Below are 16,581 nucleotides of genomic sequence, written 5' to 3'. Positions count from 1 at the left end.
GGTGGGGGATTGGGTAGGCCTTGAGGGGATCGATTGGCTTGATGGCCGCGCTGCAATCGCAGCCCTTGAGCCGCGGCACAGCTGTTTACAAAGACCAGCTTTAGCAAATGCTGATCGGGTGGTGGTGGTGGTGGCGTTAGCCCAGCCCAGCCTTGATCTTGATGGCCTCAGTAGATTTTTACTAAGCGCAGAAACCACAGGTCTTGAGGTGTTACCGCTGCTTAGTAAGGCGGATCTTGTTACACAACAAGATCTAAACCAATGGCTAGAGCGTATAGGAAGTTGGGGATATGAACCGCTTAGTTTTAGCCTTAGTGATTCTCCAGCTATCGAGCGGTTGAGAGAACGTTTAGATGTTGGAATATCAGTTCTTTGCGGCCCCAGCGGTGTTGGTAAGAGCAGTTTATTGAATTCCTTATTGCCTGAGTTGCAGCTGCGCACAGCTGCGGTTTCAGGCAAGTTGCAACGGGGACGCCACACCACGCGCCACGTGGAATTATTTCCGTTAGGTAATTCCGCTTTGTTAGCTGATACCCCTGGATTTAATAGACCGGAATTGCCAACTAAAGCAAAAGATTTAGCTTATTTATTTCCTGAAATTCGTAATCAATTAAAGGCTGGAGTTCTTTGTAAATTTAATGACTGCCGCCATTTGCAGGAGCCCGGATGCGAATTGGAACGCAGCTGGGAACGTTATGGCTTTTATGCGGATCTAATTAGCCATTAAATCCTGGCAGATTTAGATTTAATCCACCGGTAAGTTCTTCCATTTTTCCTTTCATCGTGGCGCTTGATTGGGCATAGGCATTTTGTAAAGCTTCCAGGGTGGCGGCTTCGGTGGCTTCTTTCCCTTGGCTCAATAATTCAGCGGCAAGTTCTACCCGTAGGGGCTGTTGGTTCCCGGTTAGCCAAATGCTGGCTAGGCCATTAACGCTGGTGCCTTCAATTTCCATTGCATCCAGCTCTTCCTGCAGCTTTTGCGCGTCCTGCTGGATCTGCTGTGCCTTTTTGAAAGCTTCTGTGAGCTGTCCAAAGTTGGGTAGTCCGAATCCAGCCATTGTTCTTTCGTCGTTTTGTTTATTTTAATCCGCCACCTGCTAGCTCTGTAAAACTTCCTAATCGGATCACCTCAGGATGCAGCCAAATACCATGGGCTTTGTTAACTTCTATTTGTACATATTTAATTAAAGCGTCGATGTGAGCTGCTGTTGCGCCACCATTATTAACAATAAAATTTGCATGTAGATCCGATACTGCCGCTGCGCCGATGCAATAACCTTTAAGGCCAAGCGCCTCAATTATGCGCCCTGCTTTTTGTGGTTCAGGGTTGCGAAATACACTGCCGCAACTGGGTAAGTGATACGGTTGCGTGCTGGTGCGGCTATGTAAATTTGCGCTGGTACGTGCACTAATTAGGCTTGGATCTTCACCAATTTGAAGTTGAAAACGAGCCGAAAGTACAATCCAATTTTCAGCTTGTAGGCAACTGTGGCGATAGTTGTAGGCCAGATCTTTGTTATTAATAACGAAAGCGTCACCCCCTTTTGGATCGATCACGGTGGCTGTGAGCAAGCGCTCAGCAATGCAGCCACCTTGGGCGCCAGCATTCATTACCACCGCACCACCAACAGTGCCTGGAATCCCAACAGACCACTCCAGCCCCCCGAGGCCAGCCTTGGCGGCGCGGCGGGCCAGGCTGGGCAGGGGCTCACCGGCGAGGGCCTCTACTACCCCGCTATTGCTATCCAGCTGGGCCCCCTGCAGCCGGCGAGTGCAGATCACCAACCCGGGTAAACCAGCATCGCTAATTAATAAATTAGAGCCCGCCCCAATAATTTGTAGGGCCTCGCCAACCTGGCGATGCTCTTCTAAAAGCTGCCTTAACGCATCTAATGAATCGGGTTCAGCTAGGTTTTTTGCAACACCACCAACTTTCCAAGTTGTAAAGCCGGCTAAAGAAATTGCTTGCTGCCGCACGATTTAAGCGGCCGCGGCCAGGGATTGATTATTGCTTTGATTGTGTAAATGATCCCAGATATTATTAACATCACCTGCTCCCATTACCAGCACTAAATCGCCGGGCCGGCTTTCGGTATGTAATGCATTTGCAAGTTCATCAAGGCAGCTGTAGGCATTTGCTTTTACGCCTCGATGTTGTATTGCTTGAGCTAACGCCTCGCTGTTGATGCCGGCAATAGGTGATTCACCAGCGCTATAGAGCGGTGCAAGCAAGATCTTTTGGGCCGGGCATAGGGCCTGCGCGAAGCGTTCTAAAAATTCCGCTGTGCGGCTGTAGCGATGAGGTTGAAATACCGCCACAACTCGCTTTGGCACCCAGGGCAGGGTGCTGCGGCCTGAATTCACCATCAGTTGGGCCATGCTGAGGGTGGCAGATACTTCGCTGGGGTGATGGGCGTAGTCGTCTACTACCAAACGGCCCTGCCATTCACCCCGCAGATCAAAGCGCCGCCCAGGTGGCACCAAGCTGCCAAGGGCTTTTTGTAATTCACTGAAAGGCGCCCCCACAAGGCGGCAGGCGGCAATTGCGGCAAGAGCATTACTGAGGTTGTGTAAGCCGGCTAGAGGCAAAACAAGTTCGCCGATCAACTCACCGTTTTCGATGTAATCAGCTCGGCTGCCATCCCCTTCCATACTGATTGGAACGGCACGAAAGTTTGCATTATTAGTTTCTTCTAAACTCCACCAATGTTTAGCCTTGATGTGTTCTTTAAGCACTGGGCAATCAGCGTTAGCAAGCACTTCGGTGCAATTGCCGGCAAAACGCCCCATCGTTTCTATCAAGGCTTCAAGGTTTGGATAAAAATCTGTGTGATCTAGTTCCAAGTTGGTAATTAAGCCCAATGCGGGTCGAAATTGCACCAATGAACCATCGGATTCATCGGCCTCTGCCACTAGCAGATCACTGCTGCCGGTGCGGGCGTTGCTGCCAAAAGCTGGCACCACTCCACCGATAATTGCCGTGGGATCCATGCCAACAGCGCCCAGCAAACTGGCAATCAAGCTGCTGGTGGTTGTTTTGCCATGGCTGCCTGCCACAGCAATGCTGCGTTGAGCGCTGATCATCCAGCTCAATAAAGCGGCTCGGTGGCAAATCTCTAAACCGGCAGACTTTGCTGCGATCAACTCGGGGTTGTTGCTTGGAATCGCGCTGCTGATCACCACCAAGGGAGAGGAGGACACTCCACTGCGAATGGCATCCACCGTGGCTTTGTTCTGATCTTTAAAAATCCTGGCGCCTCGCTGACGCAGCCCCTGAGATATGGCTGATTGGCGTGGATCTGATCCACTCACAGCGTAGCCACGGTCCGCCAGGATCCCTGCAAGGGCGGACATACCAATGCCACCCACACCAATGAAGTGCACAGGGCGTTCAGGGGGCAGGGAAAGGGGGCGGTTCAAAAGTGCTTAAAAGTTCACCAGAACTTAAACCCTTCTGAAAGAGCTGTCTTGTGAATTGAACAAAAACCACGTGGATGTCTGTATGATTCGCAGCCAAATTCCCTTTTTTACTGGGATTCCCTCAGAGCTGCTATGACCCTTCGTGTTGCCATTAACGGATTCGGCCGTATCGGGCGCAATTTCATGCGTTGCTGGCTGAGCCGCGGTGCCAACACCGGTATCGAAATTGTGGGTCTAAACGACACCTCAGATCCCAGAACAAACGCGCACTTGCTCACCTACGACTCAATGCTGGGCAGGATTCGCGACACCGAAGTGGGCTACACAGACGACACCATCACGGTGAATGGTCGGCCGATCAAATGCTTCTCCGATCGCAATCCCCTCAATCTGCCTTGGAAGGAATGGGGCGTTGATTTAGTTATTGAAGCCACCGGCGTATTTGTAGATAAAGCAGGCGCTGGTAAGCACATTCAAGCCGGTGCAAGAAAAGTATTGATCACTGCTCCCGGTAAAGGAGAAGGGGTTGGCACATTCGTTGTGGGGGTTAATGCCGATCAATATCGCCACAACGAATTCGACATCATCAGCAATGCCAGCTGCACCACCAATTGCATGGCACCCCTTGTGAAGGTGCTCGATCAAACCTTCGGCATCGTGAAGGGCACCATGACCACCACCCACAGCTATACGGGTGACCAGCGCATTCTCGATGCCTCCCACCGCGACCTGCGTCGGGCTAGAGCTGCTGCAATCAACATCGTTCCCACCTCCACAGGAGCTGCGAGCGCTGTTGCTTTGGTGTATCCACCCATGAAGGGCAAGCTGAGTGGCATTGCGATGCGGGTGCCTACCCCCAACGTGTCTGTTGTGGATATGGTGCTTGAAGTGGCCCGTTCTACCAGTAGAGACGAAGTAAATGCAGCGCTGAAAGCAGCCTCAGAAGGTTCCATGAAAGGGATTATTAAATATTCCGATCTACCTCTTGTTTCTTCCGATCATGCCGGCACGGATGAATCCACAATTGTTGATTCCGAACTCACCTTGGTGATGGGCGACAATATGGTGAAGGTAATTTCCTGGTACGACAATGAGTGGGGCTACAGCCAGCGCGTGGTTGACCTTGCCGAAGTAGTGGCGCGCAACTGGGTTTAGCTCTAAAAATATTTAGAGCTTTGCAAAATGTTCATAACCCTTGCCGATAGGCAGGGGTTTTTTATTATTTGCCCAACAGGGGGGGCCAGGATTTTCCCCTAACCAACCGATGCATTGAGCCCCCGGCAGTTGCGCTACGAATTTTTCAGCCCAACTTGCCTCAAGGGCTAAAACCAATTCGAAATCCTCGCCGCCATCAAGGCAGCTATTAAGGCAACAGCCTTCAGTGAGCGCAAAAGGCTCATTAAGTAGGGGCTGATGGCCGCAGGCGTTGCCAAGGAGCTCCAAGCTGCGGCGTAAGCCGTCGCTGCTGTCGGTGCCGGCCACGCGCCAGGGCGCAGCCTCTGGGCGGCTGCGGTGGAGAGCTGCTACCGCATCAAAACGAGGCACTGGAAATTGATGCGCTTTGATCGCCGCTTTTCGCAGGGGCTCACTTAATTGCTGCAAGCTGATATCGCTTGGGTTTTGCAGCAGGCGCAGGCCCAAATTGCTTAGCCCATGGGCACCTGAAACCACGAGACGATCGCCTGGTTGGCCGGATTCACGCCTGATTACCGCATCGGCTGCCACCTTGCCAATGGCAGTAATGGCAAGCATCACCACTGGCGCCCTGGTGCAATCGCCCCCCAGCAATTCACAGCCGTGGCGTTGTAGTAAATCTGCCAGCCCCTCGTAAACCTCCTCCAGCCAATCGATTGATGTATGTCCTGGAGCAGCTAATGCAACCGTTACTCCTTCAGCCTCTAGGCAACCCATAGCGGCGAGATCGGAAAGATTCGCGCTGCCAGATCGCCAACCCACACTAAATCCAGGGGTGGTGCTGCTCGAAAAATGCACACCTTCCACAAGAGCATCGGTGCTAACAACCCGCAATAAATGCTGATCTGGGCTGAGAAGAGCGGCGTCGTCGTTAAATTGACCCCGCTTAGCGAAACGCCTTAGCCTATTTATTAATTCCGATTCTCCTAAATCTGCTAGATCAGCCATGGGCTTGCAGATTTTCGGCTCCACTTAACAGGGTAATTGTTTCAATTTTGTCGTCTACACCTAGCTCTTCAAGTACATCAAAACCATCCACCACATAACCAAACACCGAGTAGCGGCCATCTACCAAATTCAAGCCAGCAGGGGTGAGTTCTGCTTCGTAAAGAAAGAAGAAAAATTGTGAAGAACCATCACCGAGGGCTTCATCTGAATGGGCCCAGCCAAGGGTACCGAGGGTGGCAAAAGGTAATACGGGAGTGGTTTTAAACAGGCCAAGATCTTCAAAAGTTTTGTTGTATTGAGGTATTTTCTCGCCTGGCACCATGATTTCTAGCGGCACCTGCCGTTCGGTTTTGCTGTTGGGGGCTACATAACCGCTGGCGGGCCCCACAGGATCACCGGTTTGCAAAACATAAAAATCTTCAGCCCGATTGAAGGGCAAGCCGTTATAGAAACCGCGTTGCACTAAATCAATAAAAGCGCCTGCGGTTACCGGCGCGTTGTAGCCATCCACCACTGCGGTGAGGTTGCCCTTATTGGTGCGAATTTCAACGCTGGCACGCCCTAGGAGCCGTGGCAGCTCGTTGAACTCTTCTGGGATGGCGTAGGGGAAGCTCGTAATAGCGAGGGCTTCCAACTGGCCAATGCTGTTGAGCACCTGCCGCCTTTGATCAAGGAATGCATCGCGATCCTGGCTCTCGCCGATGCTGCCGAGTTTGATCAGTTCCTCTTGCAAAACAGCTACTTGTTGTTTTGCCGTGGCTTGTTGTTCGCTAGGAAGGTCGTTAATAATTCGTTCTTGTTTTTGATCCAGCAGCTTTATGGAGCGTTTGCAGGCCTGTTGAATGCTGCTCCAGCGGCGGGCCCTTATATCGTTGCTAGTGCCTTCAAGGCGATGTTGTAATTCCTGAAGATCCGCCTGTTGCACCGGCAGTGAATCCCTAAGAATCGCTGCAGGATCTGTGATTGCATTACCCGGGGGCAGGGCGGCGAAGGCTGCTGTTGGAATTAAAAAGTTCAATGTGCAGGCCATTAGCAAGGCCAACAGCATCGAGATAAGGGTGCTGGGCATGGCCGCTGCTTCAGTAGCGCAGACCACCGTACAATCCGCCTTAATCCTTTCTGCCGGAATGATCTCTAGCAACGACTTCCGCACCGGCACAACAATCGAACTGGATGGGCAGGTATGGCGTGTGGTGGAGTTTCTCCACGTCAAACCGGGCAAGGGTTCTGCCTTTGTGCGCACCAAACTGAAATCAGCCCAAAGCGGCAGTGTGGTGGATAAAACCTTCAGGGCAGGCGAAATGGTGGCATCCGCTTTGCTTGAGAAATCCACCCTGCAGCACACCTACATGGAGGCTGAAGAATTTGTGTTTATGGATATGGCTAGTTTTGAAGAAACTCGTCTAACCGCTAAGCAAATAGGTGATGGCAAGAAATACCTGAAGGAGGGTATGGAGGTGAGTGTGGTGGCTTGGAATGGCAAGCCAATCGAAGTGGAGCTGCCAAATTCAGTGGTTTTGGAAGTTACCCAAACAGACCCTGGCGTGAAGGGCGACACGGCAACTGGCGGCACAAAACCGGCAATTGTGGAAACCGGCGCCCAAGTGATGGTGCCCCTATTCATCACTATTGGTGAAAAAATCAAAATTGACACTCGCTCCGATACTTATCTGGGTAGGGAGTCCTGAGGGAGATGGAAATGGACCAAAAGGAATTGCGTTCTCTGCTGGATTTCCTTTCCACCAGCGACATCCAAGAGTTCAAGCTCGAGGGAGATGATTTTCGGCTTGAGGTGCGGCGCAACCTGCCCTCATTAGCTGCTCCAGCAGCAGCTGCGCAGCTTGCAATGGCTGCGGTTGCCACCCCTGCTACCACCAGCAGTGCAGCCCCAGCTTCTGCCCCCGCAATACCCCCACCAGCCGCGGCCGCCAGCCGAAACGATCTGGTGGAAGTTAAAGCACCAATGGTGGGCACCTACTACAGCTCTCCGGCGCCAGGGGAAGCCACTTTTGTGCAAATTGGCAGCAGAGTAAATGTGGGCCAAACAATATGTATTCTCGAAGCTATGAAATTAATGAACGAACTTGAAGCCGAACAATCCGGAGAAGTAGTAGAGATACTGGTTGCAAATGGTATGCCGGTTGAATACAATCAAGTGCTGATGCTTTTACGGCCTGGTTGAAGATTTTGTTTGTTTAGCCCAGCTCTAGGGCAGTATTAATGGCGGCCTCCATACTTTCAGCTCGCGCGATACCTTTCCCAGCAATATTAAAGGCGGTGCCGTGGTCTGGAGAAGTGCGTAAAAATGGTAATCCAAGTGTGGTATTCACCGCTTGATCAAAAGCTAATAACTTCGTTGGTATCAGGCCTTGATCGTGATAAAGAGCTAAATAGCCATCAAAAGCATCAATATTTAAATCACTTTTGTTTTTGTTATGCCAGGCCTTGCTGGCCCCGATCCAGCAGCTATCTGGCGCTAACGGACCCTCCAGATTTAAGCCTTTGTTATCTGCGCTGTTGCAGCACAATTCATTCAACAGTGGTTTAATCCAATCCCGCTCTTCAGAGCCCAATTGGCCCTCTTCGCCAGCATGGGGATTAAGACCTGCCACCGCTAACTTTGGTGCAGCATTAAAGCGCTGGCAAAAACTGTTTAGTTGTGAAATGCGCCTGCGTAGAAGTGAGGCATTGAGCGCTTCGCAAACGCTGCTTAGGGGTATGTGAGTTGTGGCAAGCAAAGTATTAAACCGCCAGCCGTTATGGGGTGAACGGGCTGTAAATAACATTGCCGCATCAGCTACCCCGCAAAGTTCGGCTAAGCGTTCTGTTTGGCCTGGGTAGTGGTACCCAGCTGCATGCCAGGTGTGTTTTGCAATCGGGGCTGTGCAGAGGGCTGTGCAATTTCCCGCAAGCACAGCATTAGTGGCTGCAGTTAACCAGGCAAAGCTGGCTGCTCCACTGGAGGCTGAGGCTTGTCCTGCCTCTATAGAATGGCTCAGGGGGATGTGCAGCAACTCCAGTTCTGATGGATTGCAAAGGCCTTTAATTCCTGCACTTATTTGTTGTTGATAACTGCTCTCAAGCCAATGCCGGCAGCCCACTAAAAGAGGATTAAAGCTTGGTTGAACTAGGCGGATCCGCTGGATGGCTTTGAGCACCACCTCAGCGCCGATTCCAGCGGGATCACCAAGGGCTATGGCTAGGCGAGGCAATCCAGCTCCACTCCAGGATGATTTTTAAACAACTGAATCAAAATGTCGAAGGCATCGCGGCAGGGATTTTGTTTGCTGGTTGCTATGGCTTCGTTGCACACAACACATTGCAATTCAGCCAAACCAGCCTCATTTTTAGATTGATCCAGTTGCACCACCACTCGATCCCGAATCCGCTGCACAGGGGCAGCATCAATCAAACTAGTGGAGGCACCCTTGGCACTCCTCACCTTGAAACCACTGAGTTCAAGAGCTTCGGTGGCGCAAACTAGTAAAGAGATTTCTGGCTGGGTTGCTCTGCTGAAGCATTCGTATCTAGCCATAAATTGCTCAACCGCCGTTTGGCAATCTTCTGACTTACCCATTAAGAACACCATAAGCAACCCTCTTTTGCTGTTGTTTTCAGCACATTTACCGGTCTGCCCGTCATGCTTCGTTTGCTGCTTCTAATTGGGTTTCTACTGGGTTTTGGCATCGGTTTGCAGCGGGGCTGGCTGGTGATCCGCTGGGATCGCGTTGGGCAAGATTTGCAGCAACAAATCAATCCGGTTAGCCCTGGAACGAAAAACCCTCCTCTTTAAAACAAGCCATCAAGCCCTCTCGATAGGTGGGATATTTCAGCTGGTATCCCAGTTCAAGCTTGAGAAGTTTGTTGCTTACTCGGCGGTTTTCTTGCCAAAAGCTTTTTGCCATTGGGCTTAGTTCAGCTTCGATATCGGCATAACTCAAATAATCAGGTAAGCAACAGCCCAGGAGATGGGCTGCATAACTCCAGGTGTTGCTGCTGGGGGCGGGCAAATCATCAACCACGTTCACAATCCCAGGCAGCTTTTGCGTCACTTGGTTTTGCTCTCCCATCAAAAGGCAATGCAGCACAGCACCAACAATGTCGTCTACATGAATGCGGCCAAATACTTGGCCCGGTTTGTGCACCATTTTGCCAAGGCCGCGGTTTAGAAGTGCGATCGGATTACGGCCTGGGCCATAAATTCCCGGGAGCCGAAATATTTGAGTGGGCCAGCTTTGTACTTGCCAGGCCTGTTCGCAGGCCAGCCTGGCGGCGCTGCGGGTTTGCAGCGGCTCAAAGGGATCGCTTTGTTCATCCACCCAGCCCCCCTTGGCATCGCCATAAACCCCAGTGCTGGATAGATAGCCCGCCCAGCGCAGGGGCAACTGCTGCAATACAGGCCCTAAACAGCGCAGGCAGGGATCGCTGCCACTGGCTTCCGGCGCTGCAGTGCTGAGTAGATGGGTGGTGCCCATAAGAGCACTTAAGGGGGGTTGTTCGCCCGTTTCACTGTTGAACAGCAGGTGAGGCCCATCCGCTTGCTGTTGCCGGTGGGTTACCAAAACCTTGCCGCCGCGGCGCTTCACCTCAGCGGCCAGTCTTTTACCGCTGAAGCCGCCACCGATCAGCAGCAGCTGGAAATCAGCTGGCAACTGCTGCTGGCCTTGGGGGTTGACAAAATCGCGTTTCGCGAATACATCTGTACTTGTATTCACTGGTACGTGCGTTCCATGGTTCAATCTTCGTTGCGGATTCAATCTTCGTTGCGGGTTCGCTCTTGCGCTCAGCGGGCAAAGCATTGCATTGCCCCTTCCATCCTTACTGCTTTATTAGCAATGGCGGGCTTGATCCTGCCGGAACAACCACAATTGCAAGAGCAAATCTGCTTGCAATACAGCAGTGCCACCGCTTGTCGGGTGTGGTGAATTTCACGGGCTGCTGTTCTAAGCAGCTTGCAGATCTAAATTCGCAGCAGGGCTGTTTTGATTAGGGTTAGCCCATTGCAATAAGCGAACAGCCAATCTGATATCACCGTCTAACCAAGCTCGTATCGCCATCGCCCGGCGTGGATCGTAAAAACGTTGGCGGCGATACCACTGAAAAGCATCGGAATCGCTTTTGTGTCCGTTACAGGAAAGGCAGGAAGGAACGCAATTTTCGGTAACACTTAAGCCCCCGCGGCTGCGAGGTAGCACATGATCTATGGATTCAGAGGGCCTACCGCAGTAGATGCAACACCTTTCGGTGTGTTCATGGAGCGATTGGCGCCAGTGGCGCACTCGGAGCTTTGGACACAGTTCCTCAAGGAACACAGCATCGCTCTCATGCATCCGAAATCCCCGGATTTGCCCTAATTGTGCGGGCTATCAGCCTAGTGTCAATGTGTTGTAGGCAGCAGTTTGCAGCTTTTTCTGAGTTTTATAGGTTGGCCTTGTGCGCTGCTTAAAAAGACGTAGTGGCTAACGGTTTTTCACTTACCGCCGCTGGCGACGTTTTATTTCGTTGCCCTTTTGATCCAGTTACGCTTGCGCAGCTGCGTTTGATTCGTCCTCGCGGCAGTTGGCAAGCTCGCCTTAACGGTTGGCTATTTCCCTTTGAAGCTGTACAGCTTCTCAAGAATCAATTCGGTGATTATTTCCCTATAGATGGAGATCTGCAGGCTTGGTTGGAGGCAGTTGATCATCCCTTGCCGCCTCTGCCAACACACCCTGATTTGGTTGCAGCTGCTGATCTAAATGCGCCGTTAAGCGATGGGCGGGTTTTACTGCGCCATCAAAGGGCTGGAGTGCGTTGGTTGTTGGCGCGGCGGGGGGCTGTGCTCGCCGATGAGATGGGCTTAGGAAAAACCCTCACCGCCCTTGCTGCTGCCCGTTCGTTGCTGCGCTGCAGTGATTCGCGCTTATTGGTGGTTGCACCAGTAGCCCTGCACGACCACTGGCGACGGGAAGCCCTCAGCCTTGAACTTGCCCCTCAATTGATCAGTTGGGCCCGTTTGCCCAAGGAGCCACCTCCGGCGGGGGTGGTGCTGGTGGTGGATGAGGCCCATTTCGCTCAAAATCTTGATTCCAAACGCAGCCAGGCTCTTCTACGCCTGGCACGTCATCCGCGCATTCGAGCTGTGTGGTTATTGAGTGGCACCCCAATTAAAAACGGAAGGCCGATTCAATTACTTCCACTTTTAATGGCAATCGGTCATCCCTTGGCCCGGGATCGCCGCGCTTACGAAGAGTTGTTTTGCAACGGCCATTGGCGTGAGGCGGGTTCGCGCATGGTGTGGGATTGCCAGGGGGCAAGCCGGCTAGAGGAATTACAACGCCTATTGAGGCCGCAACTTTTATTTCGTCGTAAGGCCCATTGCCTTGATCTACCGCCCAAATTGCGTTGTTTTCGTCCTGTCGTTCTTGCTGTTTCCCAACAGAAACGCCTTGATCAAATGTTGCAGCAACGGGTGGAAAATTACCGGCAGAGGGTTGCTGCGGGTTTGGTGCGTTCCGATGCTGAATCCCTGGCGTTGCTCACTGCGATGCGACGTTTAACCGCTTTGCAGAAATTGCCAGCTGCCCTCAGCCTCGTGCAGCAATTACGAGCCAGTGGTGAAGCAGTGGTTTTATTCAGCAGTTTCGTTGCGCCGCTTGTTCAATTGGAGCGCTTATTAGGGGGTGAACTACTTACAGGCCAGGTGCCTTTGCCGCAACGGCAGCAGCGCTTATTGCGTTTTCAGGCTGGAACCAGTGATTTATTGCTTGCCACCTACGGAGTGGGGGGAATTGGGCTTGGTTTGCAACGGGCTTCTCAGGTGGTTTTATTGGAGCGGCCATGGACCCCTGGTGACGCGGAACAGGCGGAAGATCGCTGCCATCGGCTTGGCAGCAAAGGCACTGTTACCAGCCACTGGTTGCAGCTTGGCAGCGCCGATGCCTTGATCGATGGCTTAATTCTTAGTAAGGCAGATCGCATTGAATTGGTGTTAGCTGGCAAACGGCGGCAATTGCAACGTCAACCCCTGGCGCGGATGCTGAATGAATTGCTACAGGAGTAATTAAGATGCAAGCTTTTTAGGGCGTGCCGCAGCTATCAAGGCGCACCTCAATATCATCGTAGAGTTCACCTTTTTGGCTTATTAATGTTGCTGCTTTGCGAATATCTTTGCAGGCGGCTGTTTTATTTTGCAGTAATGTATATAAAATAAAACGATCATTTAGAGGCTTTGCATCTTTTGGGTGAGCTGCTACTACTCGATTGCAACGTTCGAGGGCTTGGGGCAGGGCATTTGAATCTACGTTGCTTAAACAGCTATCAGCCTTTGGTTTTTCTTGGCTGCAACTCATTAGCAACAGGAGCCCTAGGCCAACAGCCGCCGCCTTCCCCCAATCACCCCTTCCCATCATTAGCTCAGTAGTTGTAACGGCTGGTATCTGATGTTTTGCTGGTATTTGGATTTGAGCTTGGGATGCTATCAACACCAACTTCCTCTCGGCCTGAATACAAAGCTCCAAGGAACTTGGCACAGCTGCTGTATTTATCTTTATTTGTAACCACCGTTTCGGTGATCAGCACAGCTGCATGTTCTGGGGATGTTTTAAATAAACCGCTGCTTTGGCGTTTAATTCGGGCATAGGCCGCATCCCAGCTCACCCCGTGGGGATTTCCCGCCTGACGCATAAAGCAATAAATTTCTGCTCCCTTATTGCCCGCTTCCTCTGCTGCCACGGGTTGGATGCCACCAAAACCTGCCACAGCAAGCAAAAAGGCTGCCGCCCATTTTGCTGTTGCAACCTGAAATGAAACGCGAGAATGCGCCATTGTTTCCTTCATCAACTCGGCCCAAGTTATCTATTGCAGAGCGTCTGTCTAGGGTTTTTTGTTGTTTTTTATACCGTTACATCGCCGTGATCTTGCCAGCTCCCTTGAGTTGAGCCCTGCTTTGTGTTGTGATTTCAGTAATTGTTCCCGATTCTGTGTCGGAACCCATTTCGTTTCGCATTAGCCGCAGCACCGAAGGATTGGCGGAAACCCTTGCCACCCTCTCCCACCGGCTCGTGAAGTTGGAGCAACGGCTGGCGGCTATGGAGTTGCAGTTGCAGCACCAGATTTCACCCCATCCGCAGGAATTGGCCTCTTTGCAAACGGTGGAATCACTAATAGAGGATTGCCGCTCCCTGTTAGCTCAACCAGCTGCACTACCGGCCGAAGATGTGGTTTGGGAGGACTGGGCTCAGGCTGCAGCGCCAGAACCCAGCTAAGATCAGTACAAGTGTATTGATTTTATGGTGGTTGCCGGCTTCCCCAGCCCTGCCGACGACTACATCGAAGCGGGGGTGGATCTCAATCTGCTGTTGATCCCCCATCCGATCAGCACCTTCCTGTGGCGGGTAAGTGGTGAAGCGATGCAAGGAGCTGGCATTCACGATGGCGACCTGCTGCTGGTGGATCGCAGCTTGCAGCCTCGGCCCGGAAAAGTGGTGGTGGCTATATGGGAAGGGGCTTTCACCTTGAAACGCTTAGAGCGTTTTCGTGGTGGACTGCGTTTACAAGCGGCCCATCCCGCTTATCCCCCCATCGATCTAGGTGATGCCGCGGAATTGCAGATCTGGGGGGTTGCAACCCATGTGATCCACCCCCTTTGAGCCTGTGGTTAGCGCCCTTGCCTTGATTGATTGCAACAACTTTTATGCCTCCTGTGAACAGGCGTTTGACCCGTTATTGCAGGGGCGACCTGTGGTGGTGTTGTCTAACAATGATGGCTGCATCGTGGCCCGTAGCCGTGAGGCCCGTCAGTTGGGGATTGCTATGGGCACTCCCTATTTCAAGGTGGCAAATCAATTGCAGAGCCTTGGTGTAGCGGTGCGTAGTTCTAACTATGCCCTTTATGGCGATATGAGCTCGCGGGTGATGGCTTGTATCGAGGCGCGAGTGCCGGAGTTGGAGGTGTATTCCGTTGATGAAGCGTTTGCCCGCACACCAGCTTTAGAGCCGGGGGCTTTGCTGGCTTGGGGAGCAGAACTGCGGGTGGTGGTGAGGCAGCAGTTGGGTTTATCCATTGCAGTTGGCATGGCTTCATCAAAGGTGCTTGCCAAGTTGGCTAATCGTTTGGCCAAGGTGGATCCAGCTCGGGCAGGGGTATTTCGTTTCCCTGCGGCTGCGGCGCTGCAACCCTGGCTTGAGGTGGTGCCGGTAGAAGATATTTGGGGGGTGGGGCAGCGTTTGGCCCGTTGGTGTCGGTTGCGGGGATTAAGCACCGCCTGGGCTTTGAGCCAAGCAGACCCTGCGCTGGTGCGGCGTCAGTGGGGGGTGGTGGGTTTGCGGTTGCAGCAGGAGCTGCGGGGTATTAGTTGTTTGCCTCTAGTGCAGGGGCCTTCCCCTAAACGGGAAACCTGCGTGAGTCGTAGTTTCAGCCAGCCAATTCAGGATCTACAACTGTTGCGCCAAGCGGTAGCCAGCTATGTGGTGCGGGCAGCGGAGAAGCTGCGGCAGCAGCAGCAACGCACCGCCTGCCTTACGGTATTTATACGCACCAGCCCCTTCCAATCAGGTTTCTACAGCAATAGTGCCACCATTAAATTGGCTCTAGCCAGCAACGACACCGCCGTGTTACTGCAGGCGGCATTGCCTTTGGTGGCCCAGTTATTTCGCAATGGGTATCGCTTCCATAAAGCGGGGGTGTTGTTGCAAGAACTGCAGCCTTTAGAGCAGTTGCAGCAGCATTTATTTGTGTCTTTATCCCCGCAGCAACAGCAGAGGCGGGAATGCTTGATGCAACTGGTGGATCAGCTAAATGCGCGTTTTGGCGCGGGTACGTTGCAGTGGGCTGCAACGGGGCTGCAGCCCCCTTGGTTGATGCGCCGCGGGCATCTATCGCCGGGCTACACCACCAGGATTAAGGAATTACCTCTTGTACAGGCCTGTTAAGCCACACAAGCCTTGCGCAACATGTCAAAATAAAAAGAAAGTAAACCATGGGCACCTATACAAAGGCTCAATCTCAGCAACGGGGTTATGTGGAATGCGACCACCAGCTTGAAAAACTTGAATTTGCATTAGCTGTGGCAGTGGGAAGTGGTGATCAAAAGCGAATTGAAGAGTTAAGAATAAAAATCAAAGCTTTAGGTGATAACCGAGAAGAGCCTGGCACTTAAATATTTAATTTGCTTTTTTGGCAGAAGTTTGTCAATGTAGGTTAAATTAAAAAAGGCCGAATCTCTGCCATGCTCACGGCAACAAACACACTTGTGGCAACAAAAATAAAACCAATTTTAGTTTCTACAACCGCAGCAAATGGAGGTTTAGAACGTCAAAATCTCTTGAAAGAAGCCGAAAATCTGTTTGCGCAAGCAAAACTTTTGGCAGCAAAAGGCGAACTGCAAGAAGCGGGCTTGTTGATATTAAAAGGGCTTGGTTGCGAAAGGAGAGCCAAAGCAAAAGGCCCACAAGTTTTGGGCCTAATCAAAAAGCGAGAATAAAAATTAAAAAAACTTAGAGAGCAAGCGGGTGACCGGATTCGAACCGGCGACGTTCAGCTTGGGAAGCTGACATTCTACCACTGAATTACACCCGCATTGCTCAAAGTTAGCAAACCTACGGCTTGGAAGCTGGCTTCTCGATGCAATCAACCTCAGCGAGTGCCCGTTGACGTGCGGCAATCACCGGTTGGGCTTTCACGCGCAGCTCTTGGGCGGCTTGCTCGATGGTGAGTGTCTTCTGGGAAGAAACCTTTTCCAGATCTTTGTTGAAAGCTTTCAATTGATCACGGAGATCACGAACTCGAATTTTTTCGAGATTTGCTTCCGACTTTTCTAAATTTGTAATGGCAGTTGTGAGGGTTTTCTGAGCCTTCAGCGCATCTCCCACCGTGGAGGTGGGGGTTAGGGCTTGTACATTTTCGATGGCATCGCCCACAGCGGCAAGGTTTTCGCAAATGGCAACCTCCGCCTTTTTTTCTGCTTTTTCAGGGTTTTGTTGGCAGGCCACCAGGCTGAAAGCCAGGAGGCTGCTGCCAAAAATCAGTGCAAAACGCATCGG

23 protein-coding genes and 1 tRNA gene are annotated in these 16,581 nt (G+C 52.0%); 11 read left to right on the top strand and 13 right to left on the bottom strand.

The features are described from left to right. The coding region (gene rsgA, locus KB557_RS01875) for a ribosome small subunit-dependent GTPase A (protein WP_255131104.1) at positions 1 to 727 on the top strand (727 nt) is incomplete at its 5' end. On the opposite strand, the gene KB557_RS01870 is transcribed toward rsgA, so the two are convergent. From KB557_RS01870 to murC, 3 genes are read right to left on the bottom strand one after another with little or no spacing between them, the layout of a single operon-like run. After that, entirely contained in the window at positions 717 to 1,058 is a 342-nt protein-coding gene (locus KB557_RS01870; RefSeq protein WP_255131103.1) for a YbaB/EbfC family nucleoid-associated protein, read from the bottom strand. The two genes, rsgA and KB557_RS01870, sit on opposite strands and share 11 nt — an antisense overlap. A 19-nt stretch (positions 1,059 to 1,077) precedes the next feature. Next, positions 1,078 to 1,977: a UDP-N-acetylmuramate dehydrogenase gene (murB, locus tag KB557_RS01865; RefSeq protein ID WP_255131102.1), complete on the bottom strand. Its 900-nt coding sequence runs from the start codon at positions 1,975 to 1,977 to the stop codon at positions 1,078 to 1,080. Between the two features lie 3 nt (positions 1,978 to 1,980). Next, positions 1,981 to 3,420: a UDP-N-acetylmuramate--L-alanine ligase gene (gene murC, locus KB557_RS01860; protein WP_255131101.1), complete on the bottom strand. Its 1,440-nt coding sequence runs from the start codon at positions 3,418 to 3,420 to the stop codon at positions 1,981 to 1,983. Positions 3,421 to 3,552: 132 nt separating this feature from the next. On the opposite strand from murC, the gene KB557_RS01855 reads away from it, so the two are divergent. Beyond that, complete coding sequence (locus KB557_RS01855) at positions 3,553 to 4,575, top strand: type I glyceraldehyde-3-phosphate dehydrogenase (RefSeq protein ID WP_255131099.1); 1,023 nt, start codon at positions 3,553 to 3,555, stop codon at positions 4,573 to 4,575. 12 nt (positions 4,576 to 4,587) lie between these two features. Here KB557_RS01855 and thiL read toward each other — a convergent pair whose 3' ends face one another. Beyond that, the gene (gene thiL / locus KB557_RS01850; protein ID WP_255131098.1) at positions 4,588 to 5,562 is read right to left on the bottom strand and encodes a thiamine-phosphate kinase; all 975 of its coding nucleotides are present in this window, start codon (positions 5,560 to 5,562) and stop codon (positions 4,588 to 4,590) included. Further along, positions 5,555 to 6,631, bottom strand: a complete 1,077-nt coding sequence (locus KB557_RS01845; protein ID WP_399218498.1) for a peptidylprolyl isomerase — start codon at positions 6,629 to 6,631, stop codon at positions 5,555 to 5,557. Before KB557_RS01845 ends, thiL begins: the two co-directional genes overlap by 8 nt. 58 nt (positions 6,632 to 6,689) lie before the next feature. Between KB557_RS01845 and efp the strand changes: the two genes are divergently transcribed. Together efp and accB are read left to right on the top strand one after the other, a co-directional pair. After that, on the top strand, positions 6,690 to 7,250 hold the full coding sequence (gene efp, locus KB557_RS01840; protein WP_255131097.1) for an elongation factor P: 561 nt from the start codon (positions 6,690 to 6,692) through the stop codon (positions 7,248 to 7,250). Positions 7,251 to 7,255: 5 nt separating this feature from the next. Beyond that, the gene (accB, locus tag KB557_RS01835) at positions 7,256 to 7,744 is read left to right on the top strand and encodes an acetyl-CoA carboxylase biotin carboxyl carrier protein (protein WP_255131096.1); all 489 of its coding nucleotides are present in this window, start codon (positions 7,256 to 7,258) and stop codon (positions 7,742 to 7,744) included. 13 nt (positions 7,745 to 7,757) lie between these two features. Here the strand turns inward: accB and pdxA are convergent, their stop codons facing one another. The 3 genes from pdxA to KB557_RS01820 form a co-directional block, all read right to left on the bottom strand. Next, the gene (gene pdxA / locus KB557_RS01830) at positions 7,758 to 8,774 is read right to left on the bottom strand and encodes a 4-hydroxythreonine-4-phosphate dehydrogenase PdxA (RefSeq protein ID WP_255131094.1); all 1,017 of its coding nucleotides are present in this window, start codon (positions 8,772 to 8,774) and stop codon (positions 7,758 to 7,760) included. Beyond that, positions 8,762 to 9,139: a hypothetical protein gene (locus KB557_RS01825; RefSeq protein WP_255131093.1), complete on the bottom strand. Its 378-nt coding sequence runs from the start codon at positions 9,137 to 9,139 to the stop codon at positions 8,762 to 8,764. The genes pdxA and KB557_RS01825 overlap by 13 nt, the downstream gene beginning before the upstream one ends. A 184-nt stretch (positions 9,140 to 9,323) precedes the next feature. After that, positions 9,324 to 10,277: an SDR family NAD(P)-dependent oxidoreductase gene (locus KB557_RS01820; protein ID WP_255131092.1), complete on the bottom strand. Its 954-nt coding sequence runs from the start codon at positions 10,275 to 10,277 to the stop codon at positions 9,324 to 9,326. A 15-nt stretch (positions 10,278 to 10,292) separates the two neighbouring features. On the opposite strand from KB557_RS01820, the gene KB557_RS01815 reads away from it, so the two are divergent. Then, positions 10,293 to 10,487 carry a hypothetical protein gene (locus KB557_RS01815; protein ID WP_255131091.1) on the top strand — a complete coding sequence of 65 codons (195 nt, stop codon included), beginning with the start codon at positions 10,293 to 10,295 and terminating at the stop codon, positions 10,485 to 10,487. Positions 10,488 to 10,505: 18 nt separating this feature from the next. On the opposite strand, the gene KB557_RS01810 is transcribed toward KB557_RS01815, so the two are convergent. Further along, entirely contained in the window at positions 10,506 to 10,892 is a 387-nt protein-coding gene (locus KB557_RS01810) for an HNH endonuclease (protein ID WP_255131090.1), read from the bottom strand. 125 nt (positions 10,893 to 11,017) lie between these two features. Between KB557_RS01810 and KB557_RS01805 the strand changes: the two genes are divergently transcribed. Beyond that, positions 11,018 to 12,601, top strand: a complete 1,584-nt coding sequence (locus KB557_RS01805) for a DEAD/DEAH box helicase (RefSeq protein WP_255131089.1) — start codon at positions 11,018 to 11,020, stop codon at positions 12,599 to 12,601. Between the two features lie 16 nt (positions 12,602 to 12,617). On the opposite strand, the gene KB557_RS01800 is transcribed toward KB557_RS01805, so the two are convergent. Further along, positions 12,618 to 12,950, bottom strand: coding sequence for a hypothetical protein (locus KB557_RS01800; protein ID WP_255131087.1), 333 nt, complete (start codon positions 12,948 to 12,950; stop codon positions 12,618 to 12,620). Between the two features lie 4 nt (positions 12,951 to 12,954). Then, complete coding sequence (locus tag KB557_RS01795) at positions 12,955 to 13,365, bottom strand: DUF6554 family protein (RefSeq protein ID WP_255131086.1); 411 nt, start codon at positions 13,363 to 13,365, stop codon at positions 12,955 to 12,957. Between the two features lie 155 nt (positions 13,366 to 13,520). Between KB557_RS01795 and KB557_RS01790 the strand changes: the two genes are divergently transcribed. From KB557_RS01790 to KB557_RS01770, 5 genes are all read left to right on the top strand, one after another. Continuing rightward, on the top strand, positions 13,521 to 13,805 hold the full coding sequence (locus KB557_RS01790) for a hypothetical protein (protein WP_255131085.1): 285 nt from the start codon (positions 13,521 to 13,523) through the stop codon (positions 13,803 to 13,805). 24 nt (positions 13,806 to 13,829) lie between these two features. Continuing rightward, a complete protein-coding gene (locus KB557_RS01785) occupies positions 13,830 to 14,189 on the top strand; it encodes a LexA family transcriptional regulator (RefSeq protein ID WP_255131084.1) in 360 nt (119 codons plus the stop codon). Between the two features lie 4 nt (positions 14,190 to 14,193). Continuing rightward, positions 14,194 to 15,471 carry a Y-family DNA polymerase gene (locus KB557_RS01780; protein WP_255131083.1) on the top strand — a complete coding sequence of 426 codons (1,278 nt, stop codon included), beginning with the start codon at positions 14,194 to 14,196 and terminating at the stop codon, positions 15,469 to 15,471. 47 nt (positions 15,472 to 15,518) lie between these two features. Continuing rightward, a complete protein-coding gene (locus KB557_RS01775; RefSeq protein WP_255131082.1) occupies positions 15,519 to 15,698 on the top strand; it encodes a hypothetical protein in 180 nt (59 codons plus the stop codon). A gap of 69 nt (positions 15,699 to 15,767) precedes the next feature. Beyond that, on the top strand, positions 15,768 to 16,022 hold the full coding sequence (locus KB557_RS01770; RefSeq protein ID WP_255131081.1) for a hypothetical protein: 255 nt from the start codon (positions 15,768 to 15,770) through the stop codon (positions 16,020 to 16,022). A gap of 23 nt (positions 16,023 to 16,045) precedes the next feature. Here the strand turns inward: KB557_RS01770 and KB557_RS01765 are convergent. Both KB557_RS01765 and KB557_RS01760 read right to left on the bottom strand, forming a co-directional pair. Then, positions 16,046 to 16,117 (bottom strand) — tRNA-Gly (locus KB557_RS01765). A 20-nt stretch (positions 16,118 to 16,137) separates the two neighbouring features. Beyond that, the gene (locus KB557_RS01760) at positions 16,138 to 16,578 is read right to left on the bottom strand and encodes a hypothetical protein (protein WP_255131080.1); all 441 of its coding nucleotides are present in this window, start codon (positions 16,576 to 16,578) and stop codon (positions 16,138 to 16,140) included. Between the last annotated feature and the right edge of the window lie 3 nt (positions 16,579 to 16,581).

The organism is Synechococcus sp. Cruz CV12-2-Slac-r, from assembly GCF_024346075.1.
Taxonomy (GTDB): Bacteria; Cyanobacteriota; Cyanobacteriia; order PCC-6307; family Cyanobiaceae; genus Synechococcus_D.
The sequence above is the reverse complement of the archived record's forward strand: the minus strand, read 5'-3'. Positions and strand labels throughout refer to the sequence as shown.